We start from the raw sequence: 26378 nt of genomic DNA on the forward strand, positions 1-26378 counted from the left end.
GGGGGCGAACAGGAAGTGCGGTTGCATGCCTTAGGTACCGGTGCGGATCTGTCGTCGAAATTTCACCTCGCATGCGTCTGTTGTGGTTGGCGATGTGGGCCGGAATTTAGGCATAGATGTCCAGAATGTCTGGGCGCCTTGGAGTGCAGTATTGACCTGAGGAATGCACGTCTCAGGGACAGTGATCAGCCAGAGATTGCGTATTTGGACTTTCTGCCGGTCGTCGCGCCTGGCTTCCTGGATTCTGGCCTGAGTGTCCGCACTCCCTGTCGGCCGGCGCCTGAGCTGGGTGCGGCGATCGGGTTGCCCCGTCTGTGGTTGAAGGACGAGTCGCGGCAGCCGACGGGTACCACGAAAGATCGGCTCGCCTCGGTGGTCCTCGCTGTGTTCCGCCAGTTCGGGATCAAGGAGTGGGTGGCGTCGAGCACAGGCAACAGTGCGACGGCGCTGGCCCGGGCCGTGCTACGGGACCAGTCGATGCACGCGCACTTCTTCTGCGGGAGCGACTTCATGGCGGACCACCAGCTCGAACCCGGTGATCAGATTTCCCTGAACACGGTGGTCGGCGGCTACTCGGATGCCAGTAGGGAGGCTCAGAAGTTCGCCGCGGAACGCGAGATCGCCTGGGAGGGAGGGTTCTTCAACTGGGCGCGCAGAGAAGGGGTGAAAATCGCCTACTTGGAAGCGTTCGACACCATGCCGAAAGAACCGGATGTCATCGTGCAGGCCATCAGCAGCGGAATGGGGATGATGGCCGCTCACAAGGGGGCGAAGGAGTACCTCGCCACCGGCAGGATCAGCTCGATGCCTCGCTTTTTGATGGTGCAGCAGGACACATGCGCCCCCATGGCGAAAGCCTGGCAGGACGGGCGCGCCGAACTCACCGACCGCGATGTCATAAGTCGCCCCAGAGGACTCGCGCGAGCCATTCTGCTGGGGGATGGACGGGCGAGCTACCCGTATATGCGAGACATTGCGCACGCCACGGGGGGCAGCATTGTGTCCGTAAGTCAGCGGGGGATGGAGGAAGCTCGAAGGATGCTCCTGGAAATCGAGGGGGCGGACGTCTGCTATTCGGCTGCGGCGACCATCGCCGCGCTCCGCGTCGAGGCGAGGGAGCAGCGAATTTCGGCGGACCAGGTGGTGCTGGCCAACTTGACCGGTCGCGCACGGAACACAGAGGCGCTCTTATGATGCTGAACCATCTCACCCCGGGACAGAGAGAAAATCACCGGTTGTTCCGCTCTTATGTGGAACGCGAGTTGATGCCGCACGCACATCGATTCGACACGGAGCAGGCCATTTCCGGTGACGTGGTGTCGTCCCTGGCCGCACAGGGGTACATCGGGGCATCGGGCCCGGAAGCGTCCGGCGGCCGCGGACTGGGGCCGGTGGACTATGGGCTGCTGTCCGAGGAGCTGGGGCGGGCCTGCCAGTCGATACGCAACTTCGTGGCCGTCCAGGACATGGTCGTGCACTCGATCGAACGCTGGGGGACGCCGCAGCAGAAGGAGCGCTGGCTGCGGTCCGTCATGGTCGGCGAGACCGTCGCGTCCTTCGCTCTGACCGAGCCGCATGTGGGCAGCGACCCCGCCGCGGTCGAGACGGTCGCGGTCGAGGCCGGCAAGGAGTTCGTGCTCAGCGGCACAAAGAAGTGGATCAGCTTCGCCCAGCTCGCTGATCTGTTCCTGGTCTTCGCGCAGTTCGACGGGCGGCACACGGCGTTTCTCGTCGAGAAGGACACCGAAGGTCTCAAGGTGGAACCCATCGACGGGCTGCTCGGACTCCGGGGCTCGATGCTGGGGACCGTCACCTTCGACGAGTGCCGCGTCCCCGTCGACCATCTCGTGGCCGGTCCGGGACTCGGTCTGGCCTTCGTCGCGTCCAGCGCCTTGGACCTGGGCCGGTACAGCACCGCGTGGGGGTCCGTCGGCCTCACCCAGGCATGCCTGGATGCCTGCGTCGAATACAGCGGACAGCGCACTCAGTACGGCACCGAGATCAGGAACCACCAACTCGTACAACGGCTGCTCGCCGAGATGCTCACGAATGTCACGGCTGCCCGTCTGCTGTGCCACCACGCCGGAGTGAGCAAGGAGCGGGCCGACACCAACGCCGCCAACCACACCCTCATGGCGAAGTACCGGGCCTCGACGGTAGCCGTGCGAGCCGCCTCCGACGCGGTACAGATCCACGGTGCCCAGGGCATCGGTGCCGAGTCGCCCGTACAGCGGCACTACCGGGATGCCAAGGTGATGGAGATCATCGAGGGCACCACACAGATTCAGCAGACCCTGCTCGGACAGTTCGCTGTCTCCGGGGCTCGTTCGGCTCCGTCCTTGGCCTTGTGAGAACGGAACATCACATGCAGTCATTTCCCCGGCAGGACGGCCGAACCTGGTTACGCCCGGTACCCGGCCGAACCGCTCCGGCCCGGGCGCGCCTGTTCTGCTTTCCCTACGCGGGAGCAGGCGCCACGGTCTTCCGCGGCTGGGGGCCGGGGCTGCCGGAAGGAGTCGAGGCGCTGGCGGTCCAGCTCCCGGGCCGCGAGGACCGTTTCCTCGACCAGCCGGTCGACGATCTCGACGAGCTCCTGACAGCGCTCGTTCCCGGACTGCTCCCTTTCCTGGACCGGCCCTTCGCCTTCTTCGGGCACAGCATGGGAGCCATCATCTGCTGGGAGCTGTGCCGTCGGCTGCGCGACGAACACGGGATCGAATCGTTTCGGGTCTTCGTCTCCGGTTGCCGCGCGCTGCAGTTCCACAAGTCGCGCACACGGGGTACGGCCGACCTCTCCGACACCGAACTGGTCCAGGAACTGGTCCGCCTGGAGGGAACCCCGCGGGAGCTGCTCGACAACCCCGAGTTCCTGTCGTTCGTCCTTCCCGCCTTCCGGGCCGACCTTTCGCTGTTCACCAGCTACGTCCACCGTCCGAGCGATCCACTGACATGCCCTGTGACGGTGTTCGGGGGCAGTGCGGACCCACGAGTCGATGTGGAGCACCTCAAGGGGTGGGCGGATCTCACCACGGGCCCGTGCGACGTCCAGGTCTTCGAGGGCGGGCATTTCTTCCTGACCACCCAGCAGACGGGGGTGTTGGAGGCCATGAGCCGCGCCCTGGCCGGAGGAGGCATCTCGTGAACGTCGAACGGACCGGCCCGGTCACCTGCGGGCAACTGTCCGTACTGCGCTCCCTGGAGTCGTACGGACCCACCGGCCAGGCGGTCGCGAACCTGGTGAGTCTGTGGGAGGTGCCGCCGGGCGCCGAAGTGGTGCACGTCGTGGACGCCTGGCAGCGCCTGGTCGCCCTGCACGAGTCATTGCGCACCACGTATGTCACGGACAACGGCAGGCCTGTTCAAGTGGTCCGCGCGCCTCACGCGGTTCCCGTCCCCTCGGTCGAAGTGGCGGAAGCGACCGAGGCGGCCACGAGGGCGGTGGCCGCCGAATGGGCGGCGGAGCCGGTCGACATTCACGAAGGACCGCCCTGGCGCGCCTTCGTGGCGGTACACCAGGGGATTCCGCTGTACCTGGTCACCGTCATCCATCACATCGCCGCGGACAACGGCGCCCTGCACGTCCTGTTGCACCAGTTCCGCCGACTCGTCGACGGAGACGTTCTGGGGCCGCAGGTGAGCCCCGTGGACCTGGCGCTCTCCCAGCGAACCGACACCGAGATCGCGCGTGCCGCGAGCCACTGGGCCCGCAACTGGGGCTCCTTCGAGCCGGCGGACCGGCACCACGGGGACACCAGCACACGCCGGCGCGCCACGATCTACAGCAGGGAAGGGCTGAGCGCCGCCCAGGCCGTCTCGCGGCGCACCGGCGTGTCGGTTCAGTCGATACTGCTCGCCGTGGGCAGCCTCGCACTCGCCAGGCTCAAACAGCGCGACCGGATCACGCTGGGGCTCATGACCGCGAACCGGCTCCACGAACCATGGGCATCGCTGGTGAGTTCGCTGAACCAATGCGTCCCGCTGCCGATACGGATCGACGACGACATGTCACCGGACATGTTCCTGCGCACCACGTACCACGCCTGTATGAACGCCTATCTGCACGGCTGTTTCGATGTGGACGTCCTCAGGGACGAGCTGAACGAGGGCGGGCACCAGGAGACGGACCCGACCTACTTCTCCTCCCATTACAACTTTCTCGGTCAGGGCGACGGCGAACCGTCGGCCGACTCTCCCGCGCGGACCACCGTCGCCTGGCGCACGTCCAAGCAACGGATCGGCCCCAACTTCCATCTCGCCGCGGCGGTGGAGAGCGGACTCTTCATCGGCGTGGGCGGCAGCACCGAATTCCTGCCCGGCAACCTGCCGGCGGTCCTGGCCGCCTCGATCGAGGGCGGGCTGATGACCCTGGCGGAGAATCCCCCCGATTCGCTGCGCGGACTGCGACTCGATCCGCGCCGCGACATCGGGGGCCTTGAACCGTCAGAAGTCGACGCAGACACACCGCTTGCTTCGCGTCATGCCGATGCCTCCTCTCTCCCCGGCGCCAGTACTGAGGCCGGCGTGCGTAGATCGAACGGCAAGCATTATTCGCAGATTTCGATCGAAGGGGAAGACCGAGGTTGAGGACCGCAACGAAGGCGCAGGCCCGGCCACTTGGCCGTCCCGCCGGCGCGGCCGGCGCTCTGACCGACCCCGCGGCGCATCCGGGAACTCCGGACATCCGCGGGCCACTGCGGTACATATGGTGGCTGGTTGCCAGCCAGTCGAAGCGGGTGGCGGGCGGTGCGCTGCTGGGCAGCAGCTGGATGGTCGGGCTGATGCTGCCGCCCTACCTGCTCTCACGGGCCATCGACGACGGACTGACCGCCGGTGACACCACGGCACTCGTCAACTGGAGCGGCGCCATACTGGCCGTCGGCCTGCTGAACGCCTGGTTCGCCATCATGCGGCACCGCACGATGACGAGGATCCGCATGGACGCGGCGTTCCGTTCCGTGCGCGTCGTGACGGAGCACGTCACCCGGCTCGGCGCCATGCTGCCCCGACGCGTCTCGTTGGGCGAGGTGTTCACCATCGGCTTCGACGACATCGCGCAGATCGCGAATGTCCTCACCATCACCGGCCCGGGCTTCGGCGCCGTGGTCGCCTACGCCGTCGTAGCCGTCCTGCTGTTCACCATCTCCCCGCTGCTGGCCGTGCTCGTCCTGCTCGGAGTGCCGGTACTGGTCGTCCTGGTCGGCCCGCTGCTGGGCCGGCTGCGAGGAGCGGAGTCGACCTACCGGGAGCACTCCGGGCGACTCACCTCCCGCCTGATCGACATGACGGAAGGGCTGCGCGTACTCAACGGCATCGGGGGCAAGGACGCCTACGCCGAGCGCCACCGCAGCCACTCGCGGACGTTGCAGGCCGAGGGCTACCGCGTCGGTGCCATGACCAGCTGGGTCCAAGCGCTCGGCGTCGGACTGCCCGCCGTGTTCCTCGCCGCGGTGACGTGGGTGGCGGCGCGGCTGGTCGCCGAGGGCAGCATCAGCGCGGGCGAACTCGTCTCGGTCTACGGCTATGCGGCGGTGCTCGTGGTCCCGGTGTCGTTCTTCATTGAGGGGGCGTACGACCTGAACCACGGCGTGGTGGCGGGGCGTCGGCTCATCCGCTTCCTGGCCCTGGAACCGTACACGGCCGATCCCGAAGCCGGACTCGACGCCCCCGGGCAGGACGCCGTACTGCACGATCCCGCCTCGGGTGTGGAGGTGAGGCCCGGGCAGTTCACCGCTCTGGTCAGCGCGCGTTCCGCGGACTCCGTGGCCGTGGTGGAACGTCTCGGCCGCTTCGCCGAGTCGGACGCCACCTGGGGCGGTGTCCCTCTGGCGAGGATCGCGCTGCGCCAGGTCCGCGAACGCATCCTGGTCGCCGAGAACGAGGCCGCCCTGTTCCCCGGCACGTTGTCCGACGTCGTTCGCGGTCGCTCGGAGGGGGATCCCGACCGTGTGGACCGCGCGGTCGACTCCGCGATGGCCCGCGACATCGTGCAGGGACTTCCCGACGGATACGACTCCCTCGTCCAGTCAGGGGGACGCAATCTCTCAGGAGGCCAGCGCCAGCGCGTCCGGCTGGCACGCGCGCTGCTCGCCGAACCGGAGGTGCTGATGGCCCTGGAGCCCACCTCCGCGGTCGATGCGCACACCGAGGCGGCCGTCGCGGCACGGCTGTACGCCCACCGCGAAGGGCGTACGACAGTGGTGACCACCACCTCACCGCTGCTGCTCGACCGGGCCGACGTCGTCTGCTTCCTCGTCGACGGACGGCTGGTCGCCACCGGGCCCCACAGCCGGCTCCTGGCCACATACCCCGACTACCGGCGCCTCGTCTCCCGGGGCCTTGACGAGTCTGCCGACGACGCCGAGAGCGACGCTCCCGGCCACACGGCACAGGAGAACGTACGATGAACCACGCGGCGACCTCAACCGACCGAGAGCCTCTCATAGCCGGCCGGCCGCGGATTCTGCGTGCCGCCGCCGAACTCGTACGCCAGGACCGAACGGCCTTTGTCGCCATGGTGCTCCTCAACGCGCTGGCGGTAGGAGCGGGCCTGGTCGGGCCATGGCTTCTCGGCCGGATCATCGACGAGGTGCGCGGTGGCGCGGGAGTCGGCACGGTGGACCGGCTGGCAGCGCTGATCCTGGCCGCCTCGCTCGCCCAACTGCTCCTCGTCCGTTACGCGCGCCGGGTGGGATATCGCTTCGGCGAACGCACACTGGCCCGCGTGCGTGAGCGGTTCGTCGAGCGGATCCTCGCCCTTCCCGTCCCCGTGGTGGAACGGGTCGGCACCGGCGACCTGGCGGTCCGCGGTACCGCCGACATCGGTGCGGTCGGAACGGCCATGCGTGACGCCGGGCCGGACGTCTTCATCGCCTTGATCCAGGTACCGCTCATCCTCGGCGTGGTCTTCCTGGCCAGCCCGCTGCTCGGGGTCTGCGGGGTCGTCGGTTTCGCCGGGATCGCCGTTGCCGTGCGCTGGTACCTGCGCCGTGCCCACCCCGCCTATCTGGCGGAGGGGGAGGCCAATTCGGCCCTGGCCGAACAACTGTCCGGTGCCGCTGCCGGAGCACGAACCATCGAGGCGTTCGGGCTGGAACAACAGCAGATCGCGCACTGCCTCGAACGGATCGACACCTGCTACCGGACGCGCATGCGGACGCTGCACCTGCGCTCGGTCCTCTTCCCGGCCGTCGACGTCTCCTACGTCATCCCGGTGGTCGGCGTCCTCCTGGTCGGCGGCGTGCTGTACGAGCACGACATGGTCAGCCTCGGCGCGCTGACCGCCTCCGTCCTGTGGCTGCGCCAGCTCTCCCAGCCGCTGGACACACTCCTGCAGTGGCTGGAACTCCTGCAGCGCAGCGAGGCCTCGTTCGCCCGCGTGGAGGGCATCGGCGTGCTGCTCGACGCCCAGGGGCAGACCGCCCCCACGGCGCCCGGCGCGGAGCCGGTCGACGACCGTATCGAGCTGACGCGCGTGCGCTATTCCTACGACGGTGCGCACGACGTCGTACGGGACGTCGACCTGACCGTACGGCCCGGTGAACGGCTTGTCCTGGTGGGGCCGTCCGGAGCGGGCAAGAGCACCTTGAGCAGACTCCTCGCCGGCATCGACGTGCCGGACAGCGGGTCGGTGCGCGTCGGCGGGGTCTCACTGTCCGCGCTGCCGCCGGAGCTGCTGCGCCGCCAGGTCGTCCTGGTCACTCAGGAACAGCACGTGTTCATAGGGACCCTGCGTGACAACCTGTCCATGGCGGCGCCCACGGCGACGGACGCCGAACTCGCCGAGGCGCTCGCGGCGGTCGGCTGCGACTGGGCCGCGCAGCTGCCCGACGGCCTGGACACGGAACTCGGCGACGGCGGGCACCACCTCGACGGAGCGCAGGCACAACAACTGAGCCTGGCCCGGGTTCTCCTGGCCGGCCCGCACACACTGATCCTCGACGAAGCGACAGCGCTGCTCGACCCGCGCAGCGCGCGGCGTACGGAGCGCACCTTGGCAGCGGTGCTGGACGGACGGACGGTCATCGCCGTCGCCCACCGCCTCCACACCGCCCAGGACGCCGACCGCGTAGCGGTGATGGAGGACGGCCGGCTCACCGAACTCGGCAGCCACGACGAGCTCGTGGCCGCAGGCGGAGCGTATGCCGGCCTCTGGAACTCGTGGCACGGCCGTTCCGCGGGTGTCTCCTCCTCGTGATCCGTCGACAGCATGGGAGCCGCTGATGCGCGCAGAAGGCCTCGTACCGGAGGAAGACACCGCCGAAGCACAAACGCTGCGACGGCTGTTCGCCGAGATCCTGGGCATCGCGTCCGTCGGGCCCGACGACAGCTTCATCGCCCTGGGCGGGGACAGCGTCACCATGCTGCGCCTGGTCACCCGGGCCCGCGGGGCCGGCTTGGAGATCGGCATCGAGGACGTCTTCGAGTCCGGAACGGTGGGCCAGCTGGCAGCTGTGGCGCGGGCCGCCGGAAACGGGGCGGCCGGGCCCCCTGCGGCCATGGAGCCTTCCGCGGACATGACGCCGCCGAGCCAGGACGAACTCGACGACATCGCCGCGGAGATGAGGGGGTAGCCGTGTCCCATTCCGACATCGAGGACGTCCTCCCCGTCACTCCCCTCCAGGAGGGGCTCTACTTCGAGTGGCTGTACCGAGAGGGGGAGGAGGGCTCCTACGTGCTCCAGGACACCCTGGAGTTCGAGGGGGCCCTCGACCCCGAGCGCCTGGCCGACGCGGCGACGGCCGTGTTCGCCCGGCATCCCGCGCTGCGTTCAGGGTTCTGGATGCGCCCGGGCACGGGACAGCTCGTGCAGGTCGTGGGCAGAGCTGCGCCGCAGACGGTGACCACCGTGGACCTCACCGGGGTGGTCGAGGAGCGGCGCGAGAGCGAGCTGGCTGCGCTGCTCGCCGGTGAGCAGCGCAGCCAGCACGAGCTCGCCAAGCCGCCCTTGCTGCGCTGCGTGCTGGTCAGGCTGGGGACCGAACGCCATGTGCTGGCCCTGACGTACCATCACATCCTCCTGGACGGCTGGTCGGGCGCCTTGCTGCTGGAGGAGGTCGTCGACGCGTACGGCCATTCCCTTACTCCCGCGGAAGTGACCGCCCTGCCCAACCCCTACCGGGCGTACGGCTCGTGGCTGGCGGGACAGGACCGGGCGGCGGCCGAGCGGGCCTGGCGCGATCACCTGTCGGGCTACCGCCCCGTTGCCCGGCTGGCGCCCGGGGCGGTCGGCAACACGGCGCTCGACGCCCGCCACCTGAAGCGCCGGATGGACCGGCACGCCACCGAGCGGCTGCGTGCCTGGACACGTGAGGGCTCCTTGACGCTCAACACGCTCGTCCAGACGGCCTGGACGATGGTGCTGGGCCGGCTCCGCGACAGCGACGACATCGTCATCGGCAGGACGGTCGGTGGCCGGCCCGCCGAACTCCCCGGCAGCGACCGCATGATCGGAATGTTCGCGAACACGGTACCGGCGAGAGCCCGCCTCGACCCCGCCGAGACCGTGGGGCACCTGTGCGGACGCCTGCAGCGCGAGCAGGCCCGGCTCGTGCGGCACGAGTTCATGGGGCTGGGCGCTATCCAGCGGCTGTGCGGACTGCGGGAACTGTGCGACACGGGATACGCGTTCCAGAACTTCCCCGGAACGCCCCGGCGGCCACGTCAGCACGACCACGGCCTGCGGATCACCCCCGGAGGCGAGAACACCCCGCACTACCCGCTGGCGCTGACGGCCTCCTGCGACGACGGCGAACTGACCACCAGGCTCACCTATGCCGGCAGCCTGTTCGAACAAGCCGTGATGGAGAGGCTGGCATCCGCCCTTCCCCTGGTGCTCGACCGGATCGTCACGGATCCGCAAGCCCGGGTCGGCGAGTTCGACGATCTCGGGATCGGCCTCCTGGCCCGTGCCGAGGAAGCGCCGGACGGCGGCCGGGGTGCGTCCGGGCCCACCGAGACCGGAACGGCGAGAGCGCTCATCGGACTGCTCTCCGAGATCCTCCACGTGCCCGAGGCGCGGCTCGGGACGGACGACGACTTCTTCGAACTCGGCGGCGGATCACTGCAGGCGGCACATCTGTCCATCAAGGTCCAGCGGACCCTCGGCCTCGAACTCTCCGTGCGGCAGATCTTCGACCACCCGGTCATAGGCGACATGGCGCAGGTCTGTGCGGCCCAGCCCGCACAGCCGGGCCAGGAATGACAGGGGTGGCTGCCTTGGACCCGATCGCCACGGACACCGACATCCTCGCCCCCATGTCGGATCTGCAACGGCACTGGTGGGGCAGTGAACGGCTCTCGGCGGATCCCGCCCTGGTGATGCCCACGGCGGTGAGCCTTCGCGGCAGGCTCGACGCGGAGGCGCTCGGTGCGGCGGCCAGAGCGGTCGCCCAGCGCCACGAGTCGCTGCGGACCAACTTCGGCAGGGTGGCGGGCAAGCCGGTCCAGATCATCCACAGCCGCCCCCGGGAACCGGTCGTCTGGACAGAGGACATCAGCGACGTACCGGAGCCCGAGCGGCCCGCCGCCCTGCGGGAGGTGCTGGCGCGCGAGCACGGCCGTCCCCTCGACCTCGCGCGCGACCCGCTGATGCAGCTCGGTGTCGTGCGACGGGCGGAGAACGACTTCGTGCTCGCGCTGACCCTCCATCACATGGTCGCGGACGGCTGGTCGGTGGACATTCAGTGGCGGGACCTGGCACGGGAGTACGCGCGTGTGCTGCGCGGCGGCCCGGAACCGGTGGACGCGCCGCCCCCGCAGATGCGTGACTGGGTCGCGCGGGAACAGCGGGTCGCCCGCGGGCCGAAGGCGGCCGCGGAGATCGCGTACTGGCGCCCGGTGCTGCGCGAGGTGCGTCCTGTCGGGATCCCCGGCGACCTGCCGACGGGAGAGGTACCTGCACGGCACAGACCGTGCACCCGCAGGTTCACCTTGCCCGAGGACATGGGCACCGCCCTGATGGCATCGGCCAAGAAGTTCCGGGCGACTCCGCAGATGATCGCCTTGGCCGCTTTCATGAGATTGCTGGGCCGCTGTGCCCAGCGGCCGGATGTCGCGGTGATCACCCTGTTCAACCGCCGGGGCGCACCCGAAGTCGCGGAACTCGTCGGCTGTGTCCTGAACTTCGCAGTGATCGCCGTCTCCGTGCCACCGGACGACGGGCCGGGGCCGCTCGTGCGCGTGGTCCGTTCCGCCCTCCTCGACGCCTACGAGCACCAGGAGATCTGTGCTCAGCGGATCTGGCGGGAGACCGGGTTCTCACCGGCCTCCGTCGACGCCATGTTCATCTTCGACCAGGAACCGCGAGCCGAGGAACGGATCTTCCTCGGGGACGCCGTCCTCGAACCGCACGCCGAGGCAGAGGAGAACGAACGCGAACGGCCGGCCGTCGCGGCCCCCGGGATCAAGTTCCGCCTCCACCTGACGCGAGCGGGGCTGACCGGCGGGATCGGGTACGACGCGAACCGCTACAGCCCCGCTTTCATCGACGCCTTTCTCGACGCGTACGCCACGTCGCTTTCGGAGACGGTCCTCGACTGAACAGACCTGAGAGGGGATAGCCATCTCGATGCGCCCAAGGCATCTGGGAACCGAACCCGCACCGGAATCCGCCCTGCCAGCACTCGGCATGTCTCCCCACGCGCTCGCGGAGGCGGCCGGACTCGCCCTGGCACAGCGCGACGGCGTGCCGGGACCGGCGTCGGTCTGCGACACCGTGAACGATCTGGCCGGCCACGACCCCGACCGTGTGGCCTTTGCCGGCAGCGGCGGAAGGACGACGTACGGCCAACTCCGTGACAAAGTGGCCCGGTTGCGTTCGCTCCTGCTGGAGCGGGGCTGTGCCCCGGGCGATCGTGTCGCGGTGTCGGGACCACGGAGTCTGGATCATCCGGTCGCGTTCCTGGCCCTGGAGAGCCTCGGTGCCACGTATGTCCCGGTGGATCACCGGTGGCCGGCAGAGCGTCTGTCCCAGATCTTCGCCCAGACCAGGTGCGCGTACGTGCTGACGCACGAGGCCGGGCAGGAGGAGGGATCCGAGGCGGAGCCTCAGGCCTTCGCGCCCGCGCTGCTCAAGGCCGCGGCCGGCACACGGGTGGAACTGCTGTGGACCGCGGAGGCGGCCGGGCACGAACCGGCACCGCTGCCATGGACGCCGCCCCGCTGGACAGACCACCAGGCCCGGTACGTCATCTACACCTCGGGCAGTTCGGGAACACCCAAGGGCGCGGTCGTCGAACACCGCGGCCTGATCAATCACCTGCGGCACATGGGCGAGGCCCTGGCGCTCGCCTCCGGCGACGTGGTCGCCTTCAGCGCGCCGCCGACGTATGTCGTGTCGATCTGGCAGATGCTCGCGGCGCTCACCGTGGGTGCGACGGTGGCCGTCATCGACGACTTCGACACGACGCATCCCCGACTCCTGCTCAGGGCCCTCGGCGAACACCGCGTCACCGTCGTCCAGTTGGTCCCCACCATGATCGATCTCGTCGTCGACGATCTCCGTCGCCGGGGACATGGCGACCCGCTCCCAGAGCTGCGCTGGATGATCGCGACGGGGGAGGAGCTGCGTCCGCGCCTCGCGGCCCGTGTGCTCGACGCCTTTGCGAACGCTCGTCTCATGAACGCCTACGGAATGAGCGAATGCTCCGACGACGTGGCTCAGCATGTGGTGCGACGGGAGGACACCCGGGGTTCGCGGCTGCCCGTGGGGCGGCCCATCGCGAACACGACGCTCCACGTTCTGGTCGAGCAGGGAGAGAGCTGGCGCCCGGCCCGCCCCGGCGAGACGGGAGAACTGTTCGTCGGGGGGCTGCCGGTCGGCGGGGGATACGTCGAGGCCCAGGACGGACGCCCGCCCGTCTTCTTCTACGACGAGATCGATCCCGGCTCCCCCACGCTGCGGCTCTACCGCACCGGCGATCTGGCACGCGTCGAGGACGGCCTCGCCTACTGCCTCGGCAGGGCGGACCGGCAGGTCAAAGTCAGGGGCATGCGGATCGAACTGGACGAGGTCGAAGCGGTGCTGAGGCAGCACCCGGCCCTGGTGCACTGCGCGGTGACCGCCGAGGTGGGACAGAAGACCCAGTGCCTGCGGATCCACTATGTGGCCGCCGAGGAGGTGTCGGCGAAGTCGCTCCAGAAGTTCATCGACAGCAGACTCGCGCTGGTCCTGCCCGCGCACTGGATGAGATTGCGGGAGATGCCCGTGATGCGCAACGGAAAGATCGACTACCGGGCACTTGCTGCCCAATGAGAGGCGAGGCAGACATGAATTCCCCCTGGGACCCCCGGTTCGAAGCCCTGATGCGTGCGGCGCTGCGACTGCTGGAGCCCGATGAGCCGCTCCTGCCCGACCTGCCTACCACCGACTACGGACTGGATTCCCTGGCCATGGTGGAACTGTTGCTGGGAATTGAGGAGACGTACGGGATATGGATCCCCGACGACGTGGTGGAACCAGGGCTCTTCGCCACCCCGGAAATGCTGTGGAACACGGTGGCCGAACTGTGCGGCAGCGACTCCTCGTCGATGACCTAACTCGCACGACCGACGGATAACGCGTCCAAGTGAGGAGGCACCGATGAAAGCCCTGGCACGAGATGTGGTCAGCAGAGCACGGCAAATGCCGGACAAGTACCGCACTTTCTCGGCGTCGCCGGTTGACGCGCGCCGCGTGTACGGGATCAGCGAAGCGTTGCTGGCTGTCCTTCTCGACCTGGGGCTTCCCTGTACGGGAGCGGCCGAGAACGTCGCTTTCGATCCGCTCGACCTGGAGAACACGGCTGCGGCACTGGGACTGCCGTCGTCCCAGATGGTGGCGATGCGCCGATGGACGAGGTCTCTCGCGCAGGCGCAGACCCCGGAGCGCGAGCGCTGCGAGATGACGGTTTCTCTGCACTGCCCGGAACCGGGCCATGAGGGAGGCTGTGATTTCTCGCTGAGCCGCCATCTGGCGTCGGCGCTGGGAGTATCGGCACGCTCGAAAAACGAGCAGATCGTGTCGCGAGTGGTCATGGCGACGCGGATCCACGACTTCGATGCGCCGTTCGATGTCGTCGCGGACGAGGCACGGCGGTTGGTTTTTCACCGAATTCCCGATGAACTCGCCATGGACATCGGGTTCCTGAAGGAAACGGGACTGGCCGACTGCCGGTCAGCCGCTCGCCACCTCTGTCAGGTCGCGGTGCAGGTGGGCTATGTCACCAGACCGGCGGCCGGATTCTTCATCGGCGCTCCCTTCCCGTGCACACACGCATGGTTCGAGATCAGGATCGATGACCGCTGGATCGCCGCCGACCCATTCTTTCTGAACACACTCCATCACTGGAACATCCTCGACCCCGAGGACTGGCCGGTCACACGTTCACCGCACTCCATCGTCTGGCCTCTGGAAGAGGCACACGAACTCACCATGCCACTGGCCCGCCATGGAAACACGCCGGTGAAAGCCGTCATGACCGCTCGCTGGCTGCGAACCAAGGAGATCTCATGGTGATGACGGGACGGCAGACCCCCGCCGCAGGTGTCATGCTGACGCCCCGTGGGGACAAACGTATTCACTCAAGCCTGGTGGCCGTCCTGGGAAAGGAATTCGAGCACGAAGTCCAGGAACATTACACCGCCCCTCCGGTGATCGCGCGGAGAGTCTCCGAACTCGCCGGCTACCCCAGCTCCTTCCCTCATCTGTTCGGCGAGGTGCACGGCGCGCGGGACGGAGCACGCCCGGTCCCCACCGACCTCATGCTCACCTCGGCTGCCTGTCACCACCTCTACCCCCTGATCGCGGCCACCGGGGCGACGGAGGACGTCTGCCTGAGCGTGGACGCCATGTGCTATCGCGGGGAGGCGACTGCAGAGGCCGGGCGCCTGCGCAGCTTCCACATGTACGAGATCGTCCGCTACGGATCCGCGACCGCGACCGACCACTGGCGTGACCAGGCGCTGGCCACCGCGGAGACAACATTGCGGAGCCTGGGACTGGAGGTCGAGCGGTACCCCGCCAACGATCCCTTCTTCGGGCGGACCGGGAAATACCTGGCCTCGGCACAGCGGTCCGAACACCTCAAGTGGGAACTGATCGCTGAGGTCGGGGACAGCACGCGGCAGGCCATCGCGTCTGTCAACTACCACAAGGACCACTTCGGCGAGGCGTTCGGGCTGCGGCTGACCGACGGGGCGGGCGGCCACAGCGCCTGCGTCGCCTACGGCCTGGACCGGATCCTTCTCGCCCTCAGACACCGTCACGGCCCGCGCTCGGACAGCTGGCCGGCATCCCCGCGAGCCCTTCTCGGCCTACGCGTGGGCGACGGCCCTCACTCCTGAAAGGATGTTCCCAGTGCCACCAGCCATGTCCCCGTTCTCGCCGCAAAGCGGGCTGCTGCATGAAATGTTCCATGACGTCGCCCGGCACGCACCGCATCGCGTCGCGGTCACCGAGCCCGGCGGAACCTCCCTCACCTACGGCGAACTCGACTCGCGCGCGCAGTCGCTGGCAGCCAGGCTCCGGGCGCAGGGCGTGGGCGGGGGAGACTTCGTCGGCCTGTGCCTGGAGCGCGGCGTCGACCTGATCGTGGGGCTCGTGGGGATCCTCAAGGCGGGCGGGGCCTATGTGCCGCTCGATCCGGATCACCCCGCGGCCCGGCTCGACCTGCTCATGGAGGACACGGGGCTGCGCACGGTCGTGGTCGGCACACGGACCGCACCCTGGTTCGCGGACCGAGACGTGCGCGTCGTCCGCGTCGACGAAGAGACGGTCGACGACGAGACGGTCGACGACGAGACGGTCGCCGAAGAGAAGGGGGCCGGAGCCCGCCGTGAAACCCCCGACGACGGCCAGGAGAACGGGCCGGCCTATGTGATCCACACCTCCGGATCCACCGGGGTCCCCAAAGGGGTCGTGGTCGAGCACGGCAATGTGGTGCGGCTGTTCACGACGACCGCGGACCGCTTCGCATTCGGGGCCGACGACGTGTGGACGCTCTTCCACTCGGTGGGCTTCGACTTCTCCGTCTGGGAGATCTGGGGCGCGCTGCTGCACGGTGGGCGCCTGGTGATTATCTCGCAGGAGGCCGTCCGGACGCCGGAGCGGCTGCTTGAACTCATGGAGGCCGAGGGCGTCACCGTCCTCAGCCAGACGCCTTCCGCCTTCCGGTCCCTGATCGCGGCCGAGGGGTCGAGGCCCGGCACGTCGCGGCTCGCCCTGCGGCTGGTGGTGTTCGGCGGCGAACGGCTGGACGTCTCCGCGCTGCGCCCCTGGATCGAGCGACATGGCGACGACCGTCCTGAGCTGGTCAACATGTACGGCATCACGGAGACGACAGTGCATGTGACGGCACGGCGCATTCGCGCGGCTGACCTGCGACAGCCGGAGGTCAGCCCGATCGGCGTCCCGCTGCCGGACATGCGCGTGAGGCTGGTGGACGAAGAAGGCCGGGTCGTCGGGATCGGAACTCCCGGTGAGATACAGGTCAGCGGTCCCGGGGTGACGCGCGGCTACCTCAACCGGCCCGAGCTGACCGCCGAGCGGTTCGTGGAGGAGGCAGGGCGCCGCTGGTACCGGTCCGGGGACAGGGCGGCCCTGAGCGCCGACGGAGAACTGCTCTATCTCGGAAGGGCCGACGACCAGGTCAAGGTACGCGGCTACCGCATAGAGCCCGGTGAGGTGGAACACTGCCTCGCCGGTCACCCGGAGGTGTCCTCGGCGGTGGTAGTCGCGCGAGACTACGAGGGGGACGTGCGACTGGCCGCCTATGTGCTGCCCGCACCGACCGCCGATGTGGCACAGCTGACGGGACGCCTGGCCGAGCACGCACGGACGTCGCTGCCGCTGTACCTGAGGCCCGCCGTGTACCGGCTGCTGGCCGAAGTGCCACTGACTCCGCAGGGAAAGACGGACCGCACAGCTCTCGACGCCCACCTGCTCGACGAGCCCGTGGGCGCACCGCCCCTCGTGGCCGCACCGGACGACCAGCCGGCCGGCGGGGCGAACGCGGCGGAGACCGCGGTCGCCCGCATCGTCGAGAAGGTGCTGGAACGGTCCGACATCCGACCGGACCAGGACCTCTTCGAGGCCGGCGCGACATCCCTGGCCTTCGCGCGAATCCTCGCGGAGATGCAGCGCGAGTTCGACGCGAGCGTCGACCTCGCCTCGCTCGGAGACATCGCGTCCGTCCGGCGGCTGGCCGCCGCCGTCGAGTCCCTTGCCGTCACCACTAACGCACCGGCGACAGAAGGAGTATCCGCATGAGCGTCACACCGACCGCCGACCGTTCGTTCGCCCTGAGCCCCGAGGAGCTGAAGCAGTTCCACGAGCAGGGCTTCATCGGCCCTTTCAAGGTGTACGAGGTCGAGGAGATGCGGCGGATCTGGCGCAGGGAGCGCATCCAGCTCATGGATCGCAGCATGGCGGTATATCAGGGACACGCAGCGGAGTCCGGCAACACGAACATCTCCAACTACGACCGTCATCTGGATTCCGCCGTGCTCGCCGACCACATCACCAGGCCGCAGATCGCGGACCGGGTCAGCAGCGTGCTCGGCCCCGACGTCCTGTGCTGGCGCAGTGAGTTCTTCCCCAAGTACCCGGGCGACGAGGGAACGGACTGGCACCAGGCGGACACGTTCGCAAACGCCTCGGGAAAGCCGCAGATCCTGTGGCCCGAGGGCACGGAGGACTTCGGCGGCACGATCACCGTCTGGACGGCGTTCACCGAGGCCAACGAGGAAACCGGCTGTCTGCAGTTCATCCCCGGCACGCATCAGACCATGTTCTACGACGAGACGAAACGGATGCACTACGACCCGGACCGCATCAACCACGAGAAGAAGAAGGGCGTCCGCCGCGGCTTCTTCGGCTACGACTATCGGGAACTGCAGAAGGACCCGGACTGGGAACCGGACGAGACCCAGGCGGTCCCGATGGTGATGCGTCCGGGCGAGGCCATCCTGTTCTGGTCCACGCTGATGCACGCCTCACTCCCGCACGCCGGCCGCACACAGGAGATGAGGCTCGGCTTCGCGGGCCGTTACGTTCCCACGTCGGTGCGGGTCTATCCGGACACGGACGTGGTGGAGGAGTACGGCGGCAGCGTCAGCCTGGAGCGGTACGGAGCCGTCCTGGTCAGCGGAGAGGACCGCTACAGCCACAACCGTCTGGCGACGGAGACCACCCGCGGCCACGCTTTCAAGCGCCGCGCCTGAACCGGTACATCCGAGGAGCCGGCGGGCCGTCTGCCCGCGATCGGCGAAGGCCGGCCGGATCCGCCGGCGCCTGGAGGCGAGGGACCACACCATGACTGCCCACGAGGGAAACGCCACCGGCACGACACGCGTGACCACGCAGGACGGGGTGACGCTGCGGGTGAGGTCGGCCGGTGACCCCGGTCGTCCTGCCGTACTCATCGTGTCGGCGTGCGGAATGCCGGCCGCACTGTGCGATGAGTGGCTGGGACTGCTGGGACGTGACCACCATGCCCTGACCTGGGAGACCCGCGGCCTCTTCGGCGGACCGCACGGCACCGGCGAGGACGCCGGGACATTCGACCGGATGGGGCACGGGGCCGCGGACCAGGCTGGCGACCTCTTGGCGGTCCTGGACCACCACCGGATTCCGCGCGCCCACCTGATGGGTCTGTGCGGTGGCGCGGTTCTCGCGCTGCGCGTGGCGGCGGAACACGCCGACCGTGTGGCGTCGATGAGTTTGTGGCACGGAGACTTCGAACTCGGTACGGATGCCCCGAAGACCAGCCATCAGCGCAATCTCCGCGCGCTCATGGACATCGCCGCGGAGAGCAGGCAGAGCGCGGCGATGGTGCACGCGGCGGTGCCCCGGAACACGACCGCCGAGCTGCCGCCGGACCTCGCCGGCCTGGTGCTCCATCCCTTTCGGGACGCGGAGACGTTCTACCGCTACTCCCTTCTCAACGGCGCCCTGATGGCAGAGGACGTCCGTGACGCCCTGCCTGCGGTCAAGGCTCCGACGCTCGTCGTCACCAGCGAGGACGATCAGACAGCCCATCCGGCGGGGTCACACGCGGTGGCCACCGGCCTTGCCCGGTCGCGGATGCATGTCGCGCCGCACGGTGACCACCTCTCCGTCTTCAGAGCCGGAGACGGTCTGACCGCCGTCGCCCTGGAGTTCCTCGCAGAGGCCGACGAGCAGAGGGTGCGGAGGTCCATATGAGCCATCTCATCGCGACCGTCCTCGGGGACGTGGCGCTCGTCGTACTGGTGTCCTGGCTGTGCGGCGGCCTCGCCCGGCGTCTCGGGCAGCCCGCCGTCATCGGCCAGATCTTCGCGGGCATAGCCTTGGGGCCGACCCTGCTCGGCCGGCTTCCGGGCGATCCGTCCACCTATCTGTTCCCCGCCGAAGCACGGCCGTTCCTGGCGATGCTGGCTCAGACAGCGGTCGTCCTGTTCATGTTCGCGGCGGGCTACGAGATCGACTTCCGTACGTTCAGGGCCGGACGCGCCGCGGTGAGTATCGCGGTGGCCGCGTTGCTGGTCCCGATGGCCCTGGCCGTCGCGGTCGTCGAGTGGTGCGGAGGGCTGTTCTCCGCCGTGGACCCCGGCCACGCGGACCAGGGCTCGTTCGCGATGTTCATGGCGGTGGCGGTCTCGATCACCGCTCTGCCCGTACTGGCGGCCATCGTGCGCGAACGCGGCGCCGCCGGCACACCGGCGGGAACGGTGGCGATCGCGGCGGCCGGTTTCATGGACGTGGCAGCCTGGCTGGTACTGATAGCGGTCCTCAGCGACGCCGGACAGACCACCCGCTGGCCCTGGCCGACCGTGCTCGCACTGCTGGCGGTCTTTTCCGCGTTCCTCTTCGCCGTCGTACGGCCGGTGCTGCGCTGGTGGCTGGAACGGCCTGCCGCCGTCATGAGCGACCCCGTGCCGGTCGCACTGGTCCTCGCTCTGGGGAGTGCGTGGGTCACCGAGTCCCTCGGGCTCCATGCCGTATTCGGGGGATTCCTCGCCGGGCTGGCCATGCCGCGGCGGGACGGCGTGCCGAACGTTCAGGTGCTGAAGCCGGTGGAACACACGTCCCGGATGTTGCTGCCGCTGTTCTTCGTCACGACCGGGCTGTCCGTCGACATCGGGACGCTGGGCGCGGACGGCCTGGCTGTGCTGGGTGTGATTCTGCTGGTCGCGGTCGTCGGCAAGACCGCGCCCGCCTACGGGGTGGCCCGCCTGCACGCTCTGGATGCCCGGCAGTCGGCGCTGGTCGCCGTCATGGTGAACACCCGTGGACTGACCGAGCTCATTGTCCTGGACATCGGCAGGTCCGCCGGGCTGATCGGCGAGCAGTTGTATGCCGTGCTCGTGCTCATGGCGCTGGTTACGACCTTCATGACGGGCCCCTTGCTCCAGCTACTGGGCAAGGAGAGGGACAAAGTCGGAAAGAAGAGTCGCTCGACAGAAGGTTTGGAGCTTCACCATTGAAGGTCGAAAACGATGCGTTCTGCGAACTGACTCTGCACGGACCGGAGACCGGACCATTTCCCCTGACCTGGGGGCAGGGGAACATGTGGGAGAGTATTGTCGCGCTGGGCTCGCGGTCGAGTCGGCTCAATATTTCCTGGACTTTCGCCGTGAAAAACGGGGTCAGGGTACCCGATGCGCTGACCCGCATCAGGAATTGCCTCGCGCAGTTCGACATCTTTCGCGTCTCGTTTGACGAACAGCGAGTGGAGCAGACATTCAAGGAGAAGGCCGACGTCAGAGTTTACGTGAGCGAGGCACCCACGGCCGCGATACGTGAAAATCCCTTCGCTTTCGATGAGACGCCAATTCGTCTGGAGTTGCTGCATGCCGGCGGGCTCGTCACGCATACCTCTGTGGTCCTGTCACATCTGGCCTTTGACGGAGGAGCCTGCCGGCCCCTGACAGGGATTCTTCGTGATGCCATCGAAGGGCATGGAGTCCCTGCGCAGGGGATGCAAACCGAAGAACTCATAGGATATGAACGGTCAGCTGCAGGCGTCCGTAGGAGCAACGCCGTTATCGGCGGCTGGGTGAGCGCCGCCACCCGGTTGCCGCCCGGCCGTGGCCTGCTGTCGACGACAGCAGGGGCGGACTCGGTGATTTCCATACGGTCGAGAGCAACGTCCATCGCGTCTCAGACGCTGAGCCTGAGGATCGGCGCGAGTGCAAGCAGTGTCATCCTCGCGGCTTTGGCGCGAGTTGTTCGCCAAGATTTCTACAGCGGACTCTCGGCCATGCCGCTGGTGTGTAACAATCGAATGCAGCCGGGTCTTTCGGAATTTATTGGACAAACACTCGGGAATGGGCTCTTCATCCTTCCCGAGCGTGTGGATGCGGAGTTTTCTTCGTATGTGAGGAATGCCTACTCTCGCGCTCTAGGCGCCTACCGTCGTGCCCGTTACGACTGCTTCGAGTGGCGTAATGTCCTTACCGATCTTTCGGCGAAAGGCCTTGCGACCGACCTGTCGTATTACTTCAATGACGTTCGTGCCGAACGCGACCCCTGGGCGGGCCTCGAAAATCAGATGAGTGAATTACGGGCAGGAGTGACCCGCCCGACCTCCATCGAAACGGTCGAGTGGCGTGGGATGAGCGATGCGACGTGCTTTGCGAGCCTCGACAGTATTGATCAGGACTGCCTCTTGACATTGGTTTGCGATGACAGCCAGATTTCGGAATCCGACGCTGTCGGGGTACTTGAAACGCTGGAGGATCTGCTCGTCAAGGAAGCTCTGAAATCCTGACAAGGAAAGGAACGCGTTCCTCATGCCGCCGATACTGAGTGTCGTCGTACCGATGTTCAATGTCGAAGAATACGTTTCTCTCTGTCTTGAGTCGCTCCTCGCTCAACAACTTGAGGACATCGAGGTAATTGTCATCGATGACGGCTCTACGGACGGATGCCGAGCCGTCGCCCACACCTGGGCGTGCAAGGATTCCCGTATCCGCCTGCTCACGCAGCGGAACGCAGGGCTGAGCGCCGCCCGAAACGTCGGCATCCGCGCGGCGCGAGGACAGTACCTGGCGTTCTGCGACAGCGATGACGTCGTGCCGAGTACTGGATACGCCTCCCTTGTCGGATCACTTGAGGCCACGGGCTCTGATATCGCTTCCGGGGACGTACGTCGGATCAGTAGTGCCGGCGCGCATCCACACCCCGGATACAAAGATGCGTTTGCGTACGACCGGCGGCGTACACATATTCGCCGCTATACCGCGCTGGTGCGCGACCGCATGGTGTGGAACAAAGTGTTCCGTCGCACCTTCTGGGATGCCAAAAATCTCACGTTCGCCTTGCCGGCGTACGAAGACGCTCCTGTGATGATGCGTGCTCATATAGAGGCGTCGGCGGTCGACGTGCTCTCGGAAGTCGTGTACTTCTGGCGAGTCCGAGAGAAGGGCGAACCGTCCATCACGCAACGCTGCGAAGAGCCGGACAATATCGCGGCCTGCATGCGGATGGTACTGGACGCATTCGAGGTGATCACAGCGCTTGCGGAGGAGCTGATCGCTCCGTATGCGGACGACATGTGCCGCGGAGACATACGAAAAACACTTCATTCGTTACGCATGCACGACGACGTGACATTGCGGGATGCGCTGCTGCTCGCTCGGTCGTTTGTGATGAGTGTACCGACCGATGTGATCCGAGCGCTGCCGCCGAAGGACCGGAAACTCATGGAGTTGCTGATCCGGAACGACCTGGCACAGATCCGGAGGATTCTGGAGAGCTAGCTCATGACCAGCCGTTGAGAAGTCGAGAAACCAGGCAGGAGGGAACGAGGCGATGGGTGACTCGAACGAGCCGGATGTCGATATCTATCAGCGGCCGTACGGATACCAGGAACGACTGACGTTGAACAGCGAATCGACAGTGAAGCTGATCACCATCAACGCAGGTCACCAGGTGAGCCTGCATCGCCATGAGAAGCGCGATGAGTGGTGGACGGTGCTTGACGGCCCGCTCAACGTCAAGGTCGGCGATCGCACATGGGTTGCCGTTTCCGGTGAGCGGGTTTGGGTGCCTCGTGGAGAGCGGCACTCCATAGGTAATGCAGGAAATACTCCACGCCGCTTCCTTGAGGTTGCCTTCGGAATCTTCGACGAGGGTGACATCCAGCGCTTGGCGGATGACCACGAGTGTTGAGCAGCCCCGAAAAGATGGAAGGATAACTGCCCAGGTGAGCACTGTTCCCGCCTTCGAATGGACCGAGCTCGACGACAAAGCGGTGGCTGTGAGCCGCGTACTGGCGGCCGATGCGGTGGAAAACTCCGGCGGCGGCCACGCGGGCACGGCGATGGCGCTTGCGCCGGCCGCGTACCTGCTCTTCCAACGCCTGCTGCGACATGACCCATCGGACCCGATGTGGGTGGGCCGCGACCGGTTCGTTCTTTCCTGCGGTCATTCGAGTCTGACGCTCTACATCCAGCTGTTCCTGTCGGGCTATGGCTTGACCATGAAGGACATCGCGTCCTTGCGGCAGTGGAACTCGCTCACGCCTGCGCACCCTGAGTACGGCCGCACCGCCGGAGTCGAGATGACCACGGGCCCCCTCGGCCAGGGCTTGGCCACGGCTGTCGGCATGGCAATGGCAGCGCGTAGGCAGCGTGGTCTTCTGGACCCGGATACGCCAGCCGGAGAGTCCGTTTTCGACCACACGGTGTGGGTCATGGCCGGTGACGGCGATCTTGAGGAAGGCGTGACGAGTGAGGCTTCCTCGCTTGCCGGTCATCAACGTCTCGGCAACCTTGTTGTCCTGTACGACGACAATCGAATATCGATGGAGGGTGATACAGGAATTGCGTTCAGCGAGGACGTGCTGGCGCGCTATGCGGCCTACGGCTGGCACACCCAGCGCGTCACGGACATCAATGACGTACAGACACTCAATGCGGCCTTGATCGCGGCGCGTGAAGAGATCGGCCGACCGTCCATCATCGCCGTTGAGTCAATCATCGGCTGGCCGGCGCCGAGCCTCCAGGGCACTGCAAGGGCTCATGGCTCTCCGCTCGGTGCGGACGAAGTGGCCGGAACAAAGCGCCTACTCGGTCTGCCGGAAGACCAGAGCCTTTATGTCCCGGATGAGGTACTTGCTCATGCTCGCCAGGTTGCCGAGCGTGGACGCGAGCTGCGCGCGGAATGGGATGTCCGCTTCGAAAAGTGGAGCAGCAGGAATCCGGAAGGGGCAGCGCTACTCGATCGTCTCCTCGCCCGTAGACTGCCTGCAAGCGGGGTATCCGGGCTGCCGGTGTTCTCGAACGGAAAGAACATCGCGACCCGCAAGGCGTCGGGCGAGATACTCAATGCGATCGCCAGGTCTCTGCCCGAGCTGTGGGGTGGATCCGCCGACCTTGGTCCGTCGAACTTCACGGGTATCCACGGCGCGGACAGTTTCCTGCCGGACGTTTCTGGCGGGTCGCAGTACGGGCTTAACCTGCACTTCGGTGTCCGCGAGCACGCCATGGGAGCGATCCTTAATGGAATGGCACTCTATGGATTCCGTGCCTACGGTGGTACGTTCCTCGTCTTCTCGGACTACATGCGTCCCGCGGTCCGCCTCGCAGCCATCATGGGCCTCCCCGTCATATACATCTGGACGCACGATTCCATCGGCCTCGGAGAAGACGGCCCGACGCATCAACCGGTCGAGCATATTGCCGCACTGCGTGCGATCCCGAATCTCGATGTCGTTCGTCCGGCCGACGCGAACGAGACGGCGATTGCGTGGCACACGATCTTGGAGAGAACCGATCGTCCTGCCGGTCTCCTGTTGTCCCGGCAGAATCTCCCCGTCTTCGATCGCACAACGTTCGGGGGGACCCAAGGCGTCGCGCGGGGAGGGTACGTACTCGTCGAAGCCTCTGCGGCCGCGGCCACGCCTCAGGTCATCCTCATCGGGACCGGTTCCGAGTTGCAGATCGCGGTCGCGGCCGCGGAACTGCTTGAGGCCGAGGGAATTCCGACGCGTGTGGTGTCGATGCCGTGCATCGAGTGGTTCAACGAACAGGACGCGGCATACCGTCGGTCTGTCCTGCCTCCGGAGGTGAGTGCCCGCGTGTCGATCGAAGCCGGCTCTGCCATGGGCTGGCGTGAATTCGTCGGCGAGTGCGGCGAGATTCTCAGCCTTGACCACTACGGTGCCAGCGCTCCGTACGAGGTCCTCTATGAACAGTACGGGCTGACTGTGGACCGTATGGTGGCTGCCGCTCGCAACAGCCTTTCAAGGCTGTGCTGGGAGGGAAAATCAGTCCATGAGTGAATTTCAGGAAGACGGGGCGCGTACGGCTGAGACCCTCCGGGAAGTAGCCAAGGCTTTCGGAGTTCCGGAAGTCAAAGGAGAAGATCATTTCGCGCAGCTTGGCGCGAACTCTGTCTCGTTGCTGCGTCTGATGTCGGCCCTCCAGGAGAAATACGACATCACCATCGACCTGGTGGACATATTCCAAGCCCGGACGGTGGCCGAACTGGTTGTATTGGTAGAAAATGCCACGGTGCGCTGAAGGGGAGTAGAGCATGGTGCAGGAGCCGGTTTCGCTGTGGGCGCAGACGACCGACGTGGATTACATGCGCATGGAAGGGCGGGATGCCCATCCATCCTATTGCTGGGTGACCCGGAAACTCATGGAGATCTACGGTGAGAAAAGGGTTGAAATTCTTGACTGCGGCGTCATGTCGGGCACCACGTTCGCCAAACTGAAGGAGGCCGGTCTAGATTTCGACTACACCGGAATAGATGTCGGTGAACCGCTGGTGAAATCCTGCCGGGAGAGGTTCCCCGAAGCCCGGTGGGAGCAGATGAATGTCCTGGACCTCAGTTTTTCCGGCGATTCGTTCGATGTCGTGAACTGTCGTCATCTGCTGGAGCATCTGCCGTACTACGAGACCGCGGTGCGTGAGATGTTCCGCGTCGCCAGGCGGTATGTGGTCGTCTGTTTCTTCCAGGCCCCGCGTGACCCCGAGGTCCTTCTGCGACGCGATACGGCCGGAGGATACATATGGTTGAATCGCTATTCTCCGGGTCCATTCGAACACCTGTTGGGCGAGCTGTCGAGCGCATTCGAGTGCGTTGACATCGCGCACGGTCGACGAGTCGATCGAATCTATTTCTGCACCAAGAAGCCGTGACGGGTGGAAGCGGATGGTGGTGTGTGATGGAAGACGAGATACGCGCGATTCTCAACGACTCGGGAGTTCTGGGCGATGCTGCCTGGAACATCGGAAGCGACGTGGAACTCCGCTCGTTGGGGGTTGACTCCATGCAGGTCGTACAGATCCTGCTGGAGATCGAGAGACGACTGGGCATCGAGGTCCCCGACGAGAAGCTTGTGCCTGAGACCTTCCGCACGATCGAGTCGATCGCCGCCGTGGTCGAATGCGTGTACTGACATGCACA

General features: G+C 66.8%; 24 protein-coding genes. All 24 read left to right on the plus strand.

Annotated features, from left to right (window positions below; translation table 11 throughout):
* The first annotated feature begins 15 nt into the window (after positions 1–15).
* The 24 genes from AB5J49_RS46790 (at position 16) to AB5J49_RS46905 (ending at position 26370) form a co-directional block, all read left to right on the plus strand.
* Positions 16–1194, plus strand: a complete 1179-nt coding sequence (locus tag AB5J49_RS46790) for a pyridoxal-phosphate dependent enzyme (protein ID WP_369174947.1) — start codon at positions 16–18, stop codon at positions 1192–1194.
* Complete coding sequence (locus AB5J49_RS46795; RefSeq protein WP_369175489.1) at positions 1194–2351, plus strand: acyl-CoA dehydrogenase family protein; 1158 nt, start codon at positions 1194–1196, stop codon at positions 2349–2351. Before AB5J49_RS46790 ends, AB5J49_RS46795 begins: the two co-directional genes overlap by 1 nt.
* 14 nt (positions 2352–2365) lie before the next feature.
* The gene (locus tag AB5J49_RS46800; RefSeq protein ID WP_369174948.1) at positions 2366–3142 is read left to right on the plus strand and encodes a thioesterase II family protein; all 777 of its coding nucleotides are present in this window, start codon (positions 2366–2368) and stop codon (positions 3140–3142) included.
* Positions 3139–4584 carry a condensation domain-containing protein gene (locus tag AB5J49_RS46805; protein ID WP_369174949.1) on the plus strand — a complete coding sequence of 482 codons (1446 nt, stop codon included), beginning with the start codon at positions 3139–3141 and terminating at the stop codon, positions 4582–4584. Before AB5J49_RS46800 ends, AB5J49_RS46805 begins: the two co-directional genes overlap by 4 nt.
* A gap of 182 nt (positions 4585–4766) precedes the next feature.
* Complete coding sequence (locus AB5J49_RS46810) at positions 4767–6404, plus strand: ABC transporter transmembrane domain-containing protein (protein WP_369175490.1); 1638 nt, start codon at positions 4767–4769, stop codon at positions 6402–6404.
* Positions 6401–8194 (plus strand): ABC transporter ATP-binding protein, encoded by a 1794-nt coding sequence (locus AB5J49_RS46815; RefSeq protein ID WP_369174950.1) that lies wholly within the window; start codon positions 6401–6403, stop codon positions 8192–8194. Before AB5J49_RS46810 ends, AB5J49_RS46815 begins: the two co-directional genes overlap by 4 nt.
* 25 nt (positions 8195–8219) lie before the next feature.
* Positions 8220–8570: a phosphopantetheine-binding protein gene (locus AB5J49_RS46820; protein ID WP_369174951.1), complete on the plus strand. Its 351-nt coding sequence runs from the start codon at positions 8220–8222 to the stop codon at positions 8568–8570.
* A 2-nt stretch (positions 8571–8572) separates the two neighbouring features.
* Positions 8573–10201, plus strand: a complete 1629-nt coding sequence (locus AB5J49_RS46825) for a condensation domain-containing protein (protein ID WP_369174952.1) — start codon at positions 8573–8575, stop codon at positions 10199–10201.
* A gap of 5 nt (positions 10202–10206) precedes the next feature.
* A complete protein-coding gene (locus AB5J49_RS46830; protein ID WP_369174953.1) occupies positions 10207–11538 on the plus strand; it encodes a condensation domain-containing protein in 1332 nt (443 codons plus the stop codon).
* Between the two features lie 88 nt (positions 11539–11626).
* Positions 11627–13252, plus strand: coding sequence for an amino acid adenylation domain-containing protein (locus AB5J49_RS46835; RefSeq protein WP_369174954.1), 1626 nt, complete (start codon positions 11627–11629; stop codon positions 13250–13252).
* Positions 13253–13266: 14 nt separating this feature from the next.
* On the plus strand, positions 13267–13536 hold the full coding sequence (locus tag AB5J49_RS46840) for a phosphopantetheine-binding protein (RefSeq protein WP_369174955.1): 270 nt from the start codon (positions 13267–13269) through the stop codon (positions 13534–13536).
* Between the two features lie 43 nt (positions 13537–13579).
* Positions 13580–14494 carry a transglutaminase domain-containing protein gene (locus AB5J49_RS46845; RefSeq protein WP_369174956.1) on the plus strand — a complete coding sequence of 305 codons (915 nt, stop codon included), beginning with the start codon at positions 13580–13582 and terminating at the stop codon, positions 14492–14494.
* Positions 14495–14628: 134 nt separating this feature from the next.
* Positions 14629–15321, plus strand: coding sequence for a hypothetical protein (locus AB5J49_RS46850; protein WP_369174957.1), 693 nt, complete (start codon positions 14629–14631; stop codon positions 15319–15321).
* Positions 15322–15385: 64 nt separating this feature from the next.
* The gene (locus AB5J49_RS46855) at positions 15386–17245 is read left to right on the plus strand and encodes an amino acid adenylation domain-containing protein (RefSeq protein WP_369174958.1); all 1860 of its coding nucleotides are present in this window, start codon (positions 15386–15388) and stop codon (positions 17243–17245) included.
* Positions 17242–18198, plus strand: a complete 957-nt coding sequence (locus AB5J49_RS46860; RefSeq protein WP_369174959.1) for a chlorinating enzyme — start codon at positions 17242–17244, stop codon at positions 18196–18198. Before AB5J49_RS46855 ends, AB5J49_RS46860 begins: the two co-directional genes overlap by 4 nt.
* A gap of 91 nt (positions 18199–18289) precedes the next feature.
* Positions 18290–19180: an alpha/beta fold hydrolase gene (locus tag AB5J49_RS46865; protein ID WP_369174960.1), complete on the plus strand. Its 891-nt coding sequence runs from the start codon at positions 18290–18292 to the stop codon at positions 19178–19180.
* Positions 19177–20442 (plus strand): cation:proton antiporter, encoded by a 1266-nt coding sequence (locus tag AB5J49_RS46870; protein WP_369174961.1) that lies wholly within the window; start codon positions 19177–19179, stop codon positions 20440–20442. Before AB5J49_RS46865 ends, AB5J49_RS46870 begins: the two co-directional genes overlap by 4 nt.
* Entirely contained in the window at positions 20439–21728 is a 1290-nt protein-coding gene (locus tag AB5J49_RS46875; RefSeq protein WP_369174962.1) for a hypothetical protein, read from the plus strand. The genes AB5J49_RS46870 and AB5J49_RS46875 overlap by 4 nt, the downstream gene beginning before the upstream one ends.
* 22 nt (positions 21729–21750) lie before the next feature.
* Positions 21751–22719 carry a glycosyltransferase family 2 protein gene (locus tag AB5J49_RS46880; RefSeq protein ID WP_369174963.1) on the plus strand — a complete coding sequence of 323 codons (969 nt, stop codon included), beginning with the start codon at positions 21751–21753 and terminating at the stop codon, positions 22717–22719.
* 52 nt (positions 22720–22771) lie between these two features.
* Positions 22772–23131 (plus strand): phosphomannose isomerase type II C-terminal cupin domain, encoded by a 360-nt coding sequence (locus tag AB5J49_RS46885; RefSeq protein WP_369174964.1) that lies wholly within the window; start codon positions 22772–22774, stop codon positions 23129–23131.
* A 34-nt stretch (positions 23132–23165) separates the two neighbouring features.
* On the plus strand, positions 23166–25244 hold the full coding sequence (tkt, locus tag AB5J49_RS46890; protein ID WP_369174965.1) for a transketolase: 2079 nt from the start codon (positions 23166–23168) through the stop codon (positions 25242–25244).
* Positions 25237–25485 carry an acyl carrier protein gene (locus AB5J49_RS46895; RefSeq protein ID WP_369174966.1) on the plus strand — a complete coding sequence of 83 codons (249 nt, stop codon included), beginning with the start codon at positions 25237–25239 and terminating at the stop codon, positions 25483–25485. Before tkt ends, AB5J49_RS46895 begins: the two co-directional genes overlap by 8 nt.
* A 13-nt stretch (positions 25486–25498) precedes the next feature.
* The gene (locus AB5J49_RS46900; protein ID WP_369174967.1) at positions 25499–26110 is read left to right on the plus strand and encodes a class I SAM-dependent methyltransferase; all 612 of its coding nucleotides are present in this window, start codon (positions 25499–25501) and stop codon (positions 26108–26110) included.
* A gap of 26 nt (positions 26111–26136) precedes the next feature.
* On the plus strand, positions 26137–26370 hold the full coding sequence (locus tag AB5J49_RS46905; RefSeq protein ID WP_369174968.1) for a phosphopantetheine-binding protein: 234 nt from the start codon (positions 26137–26139) through the stop codon (positions 26368–26370).
* Positions 26371–26378: the final 8 nt, after the last annotated feature.

It is taken from the genome of Streptomyces sp. R28 (assembly GCF_041052385.1).
Lineage (GTDB): Bacteria > Actinomycetota > Actinomycetes > Streptomycetales > Streptomycetaceae > Streptomyces.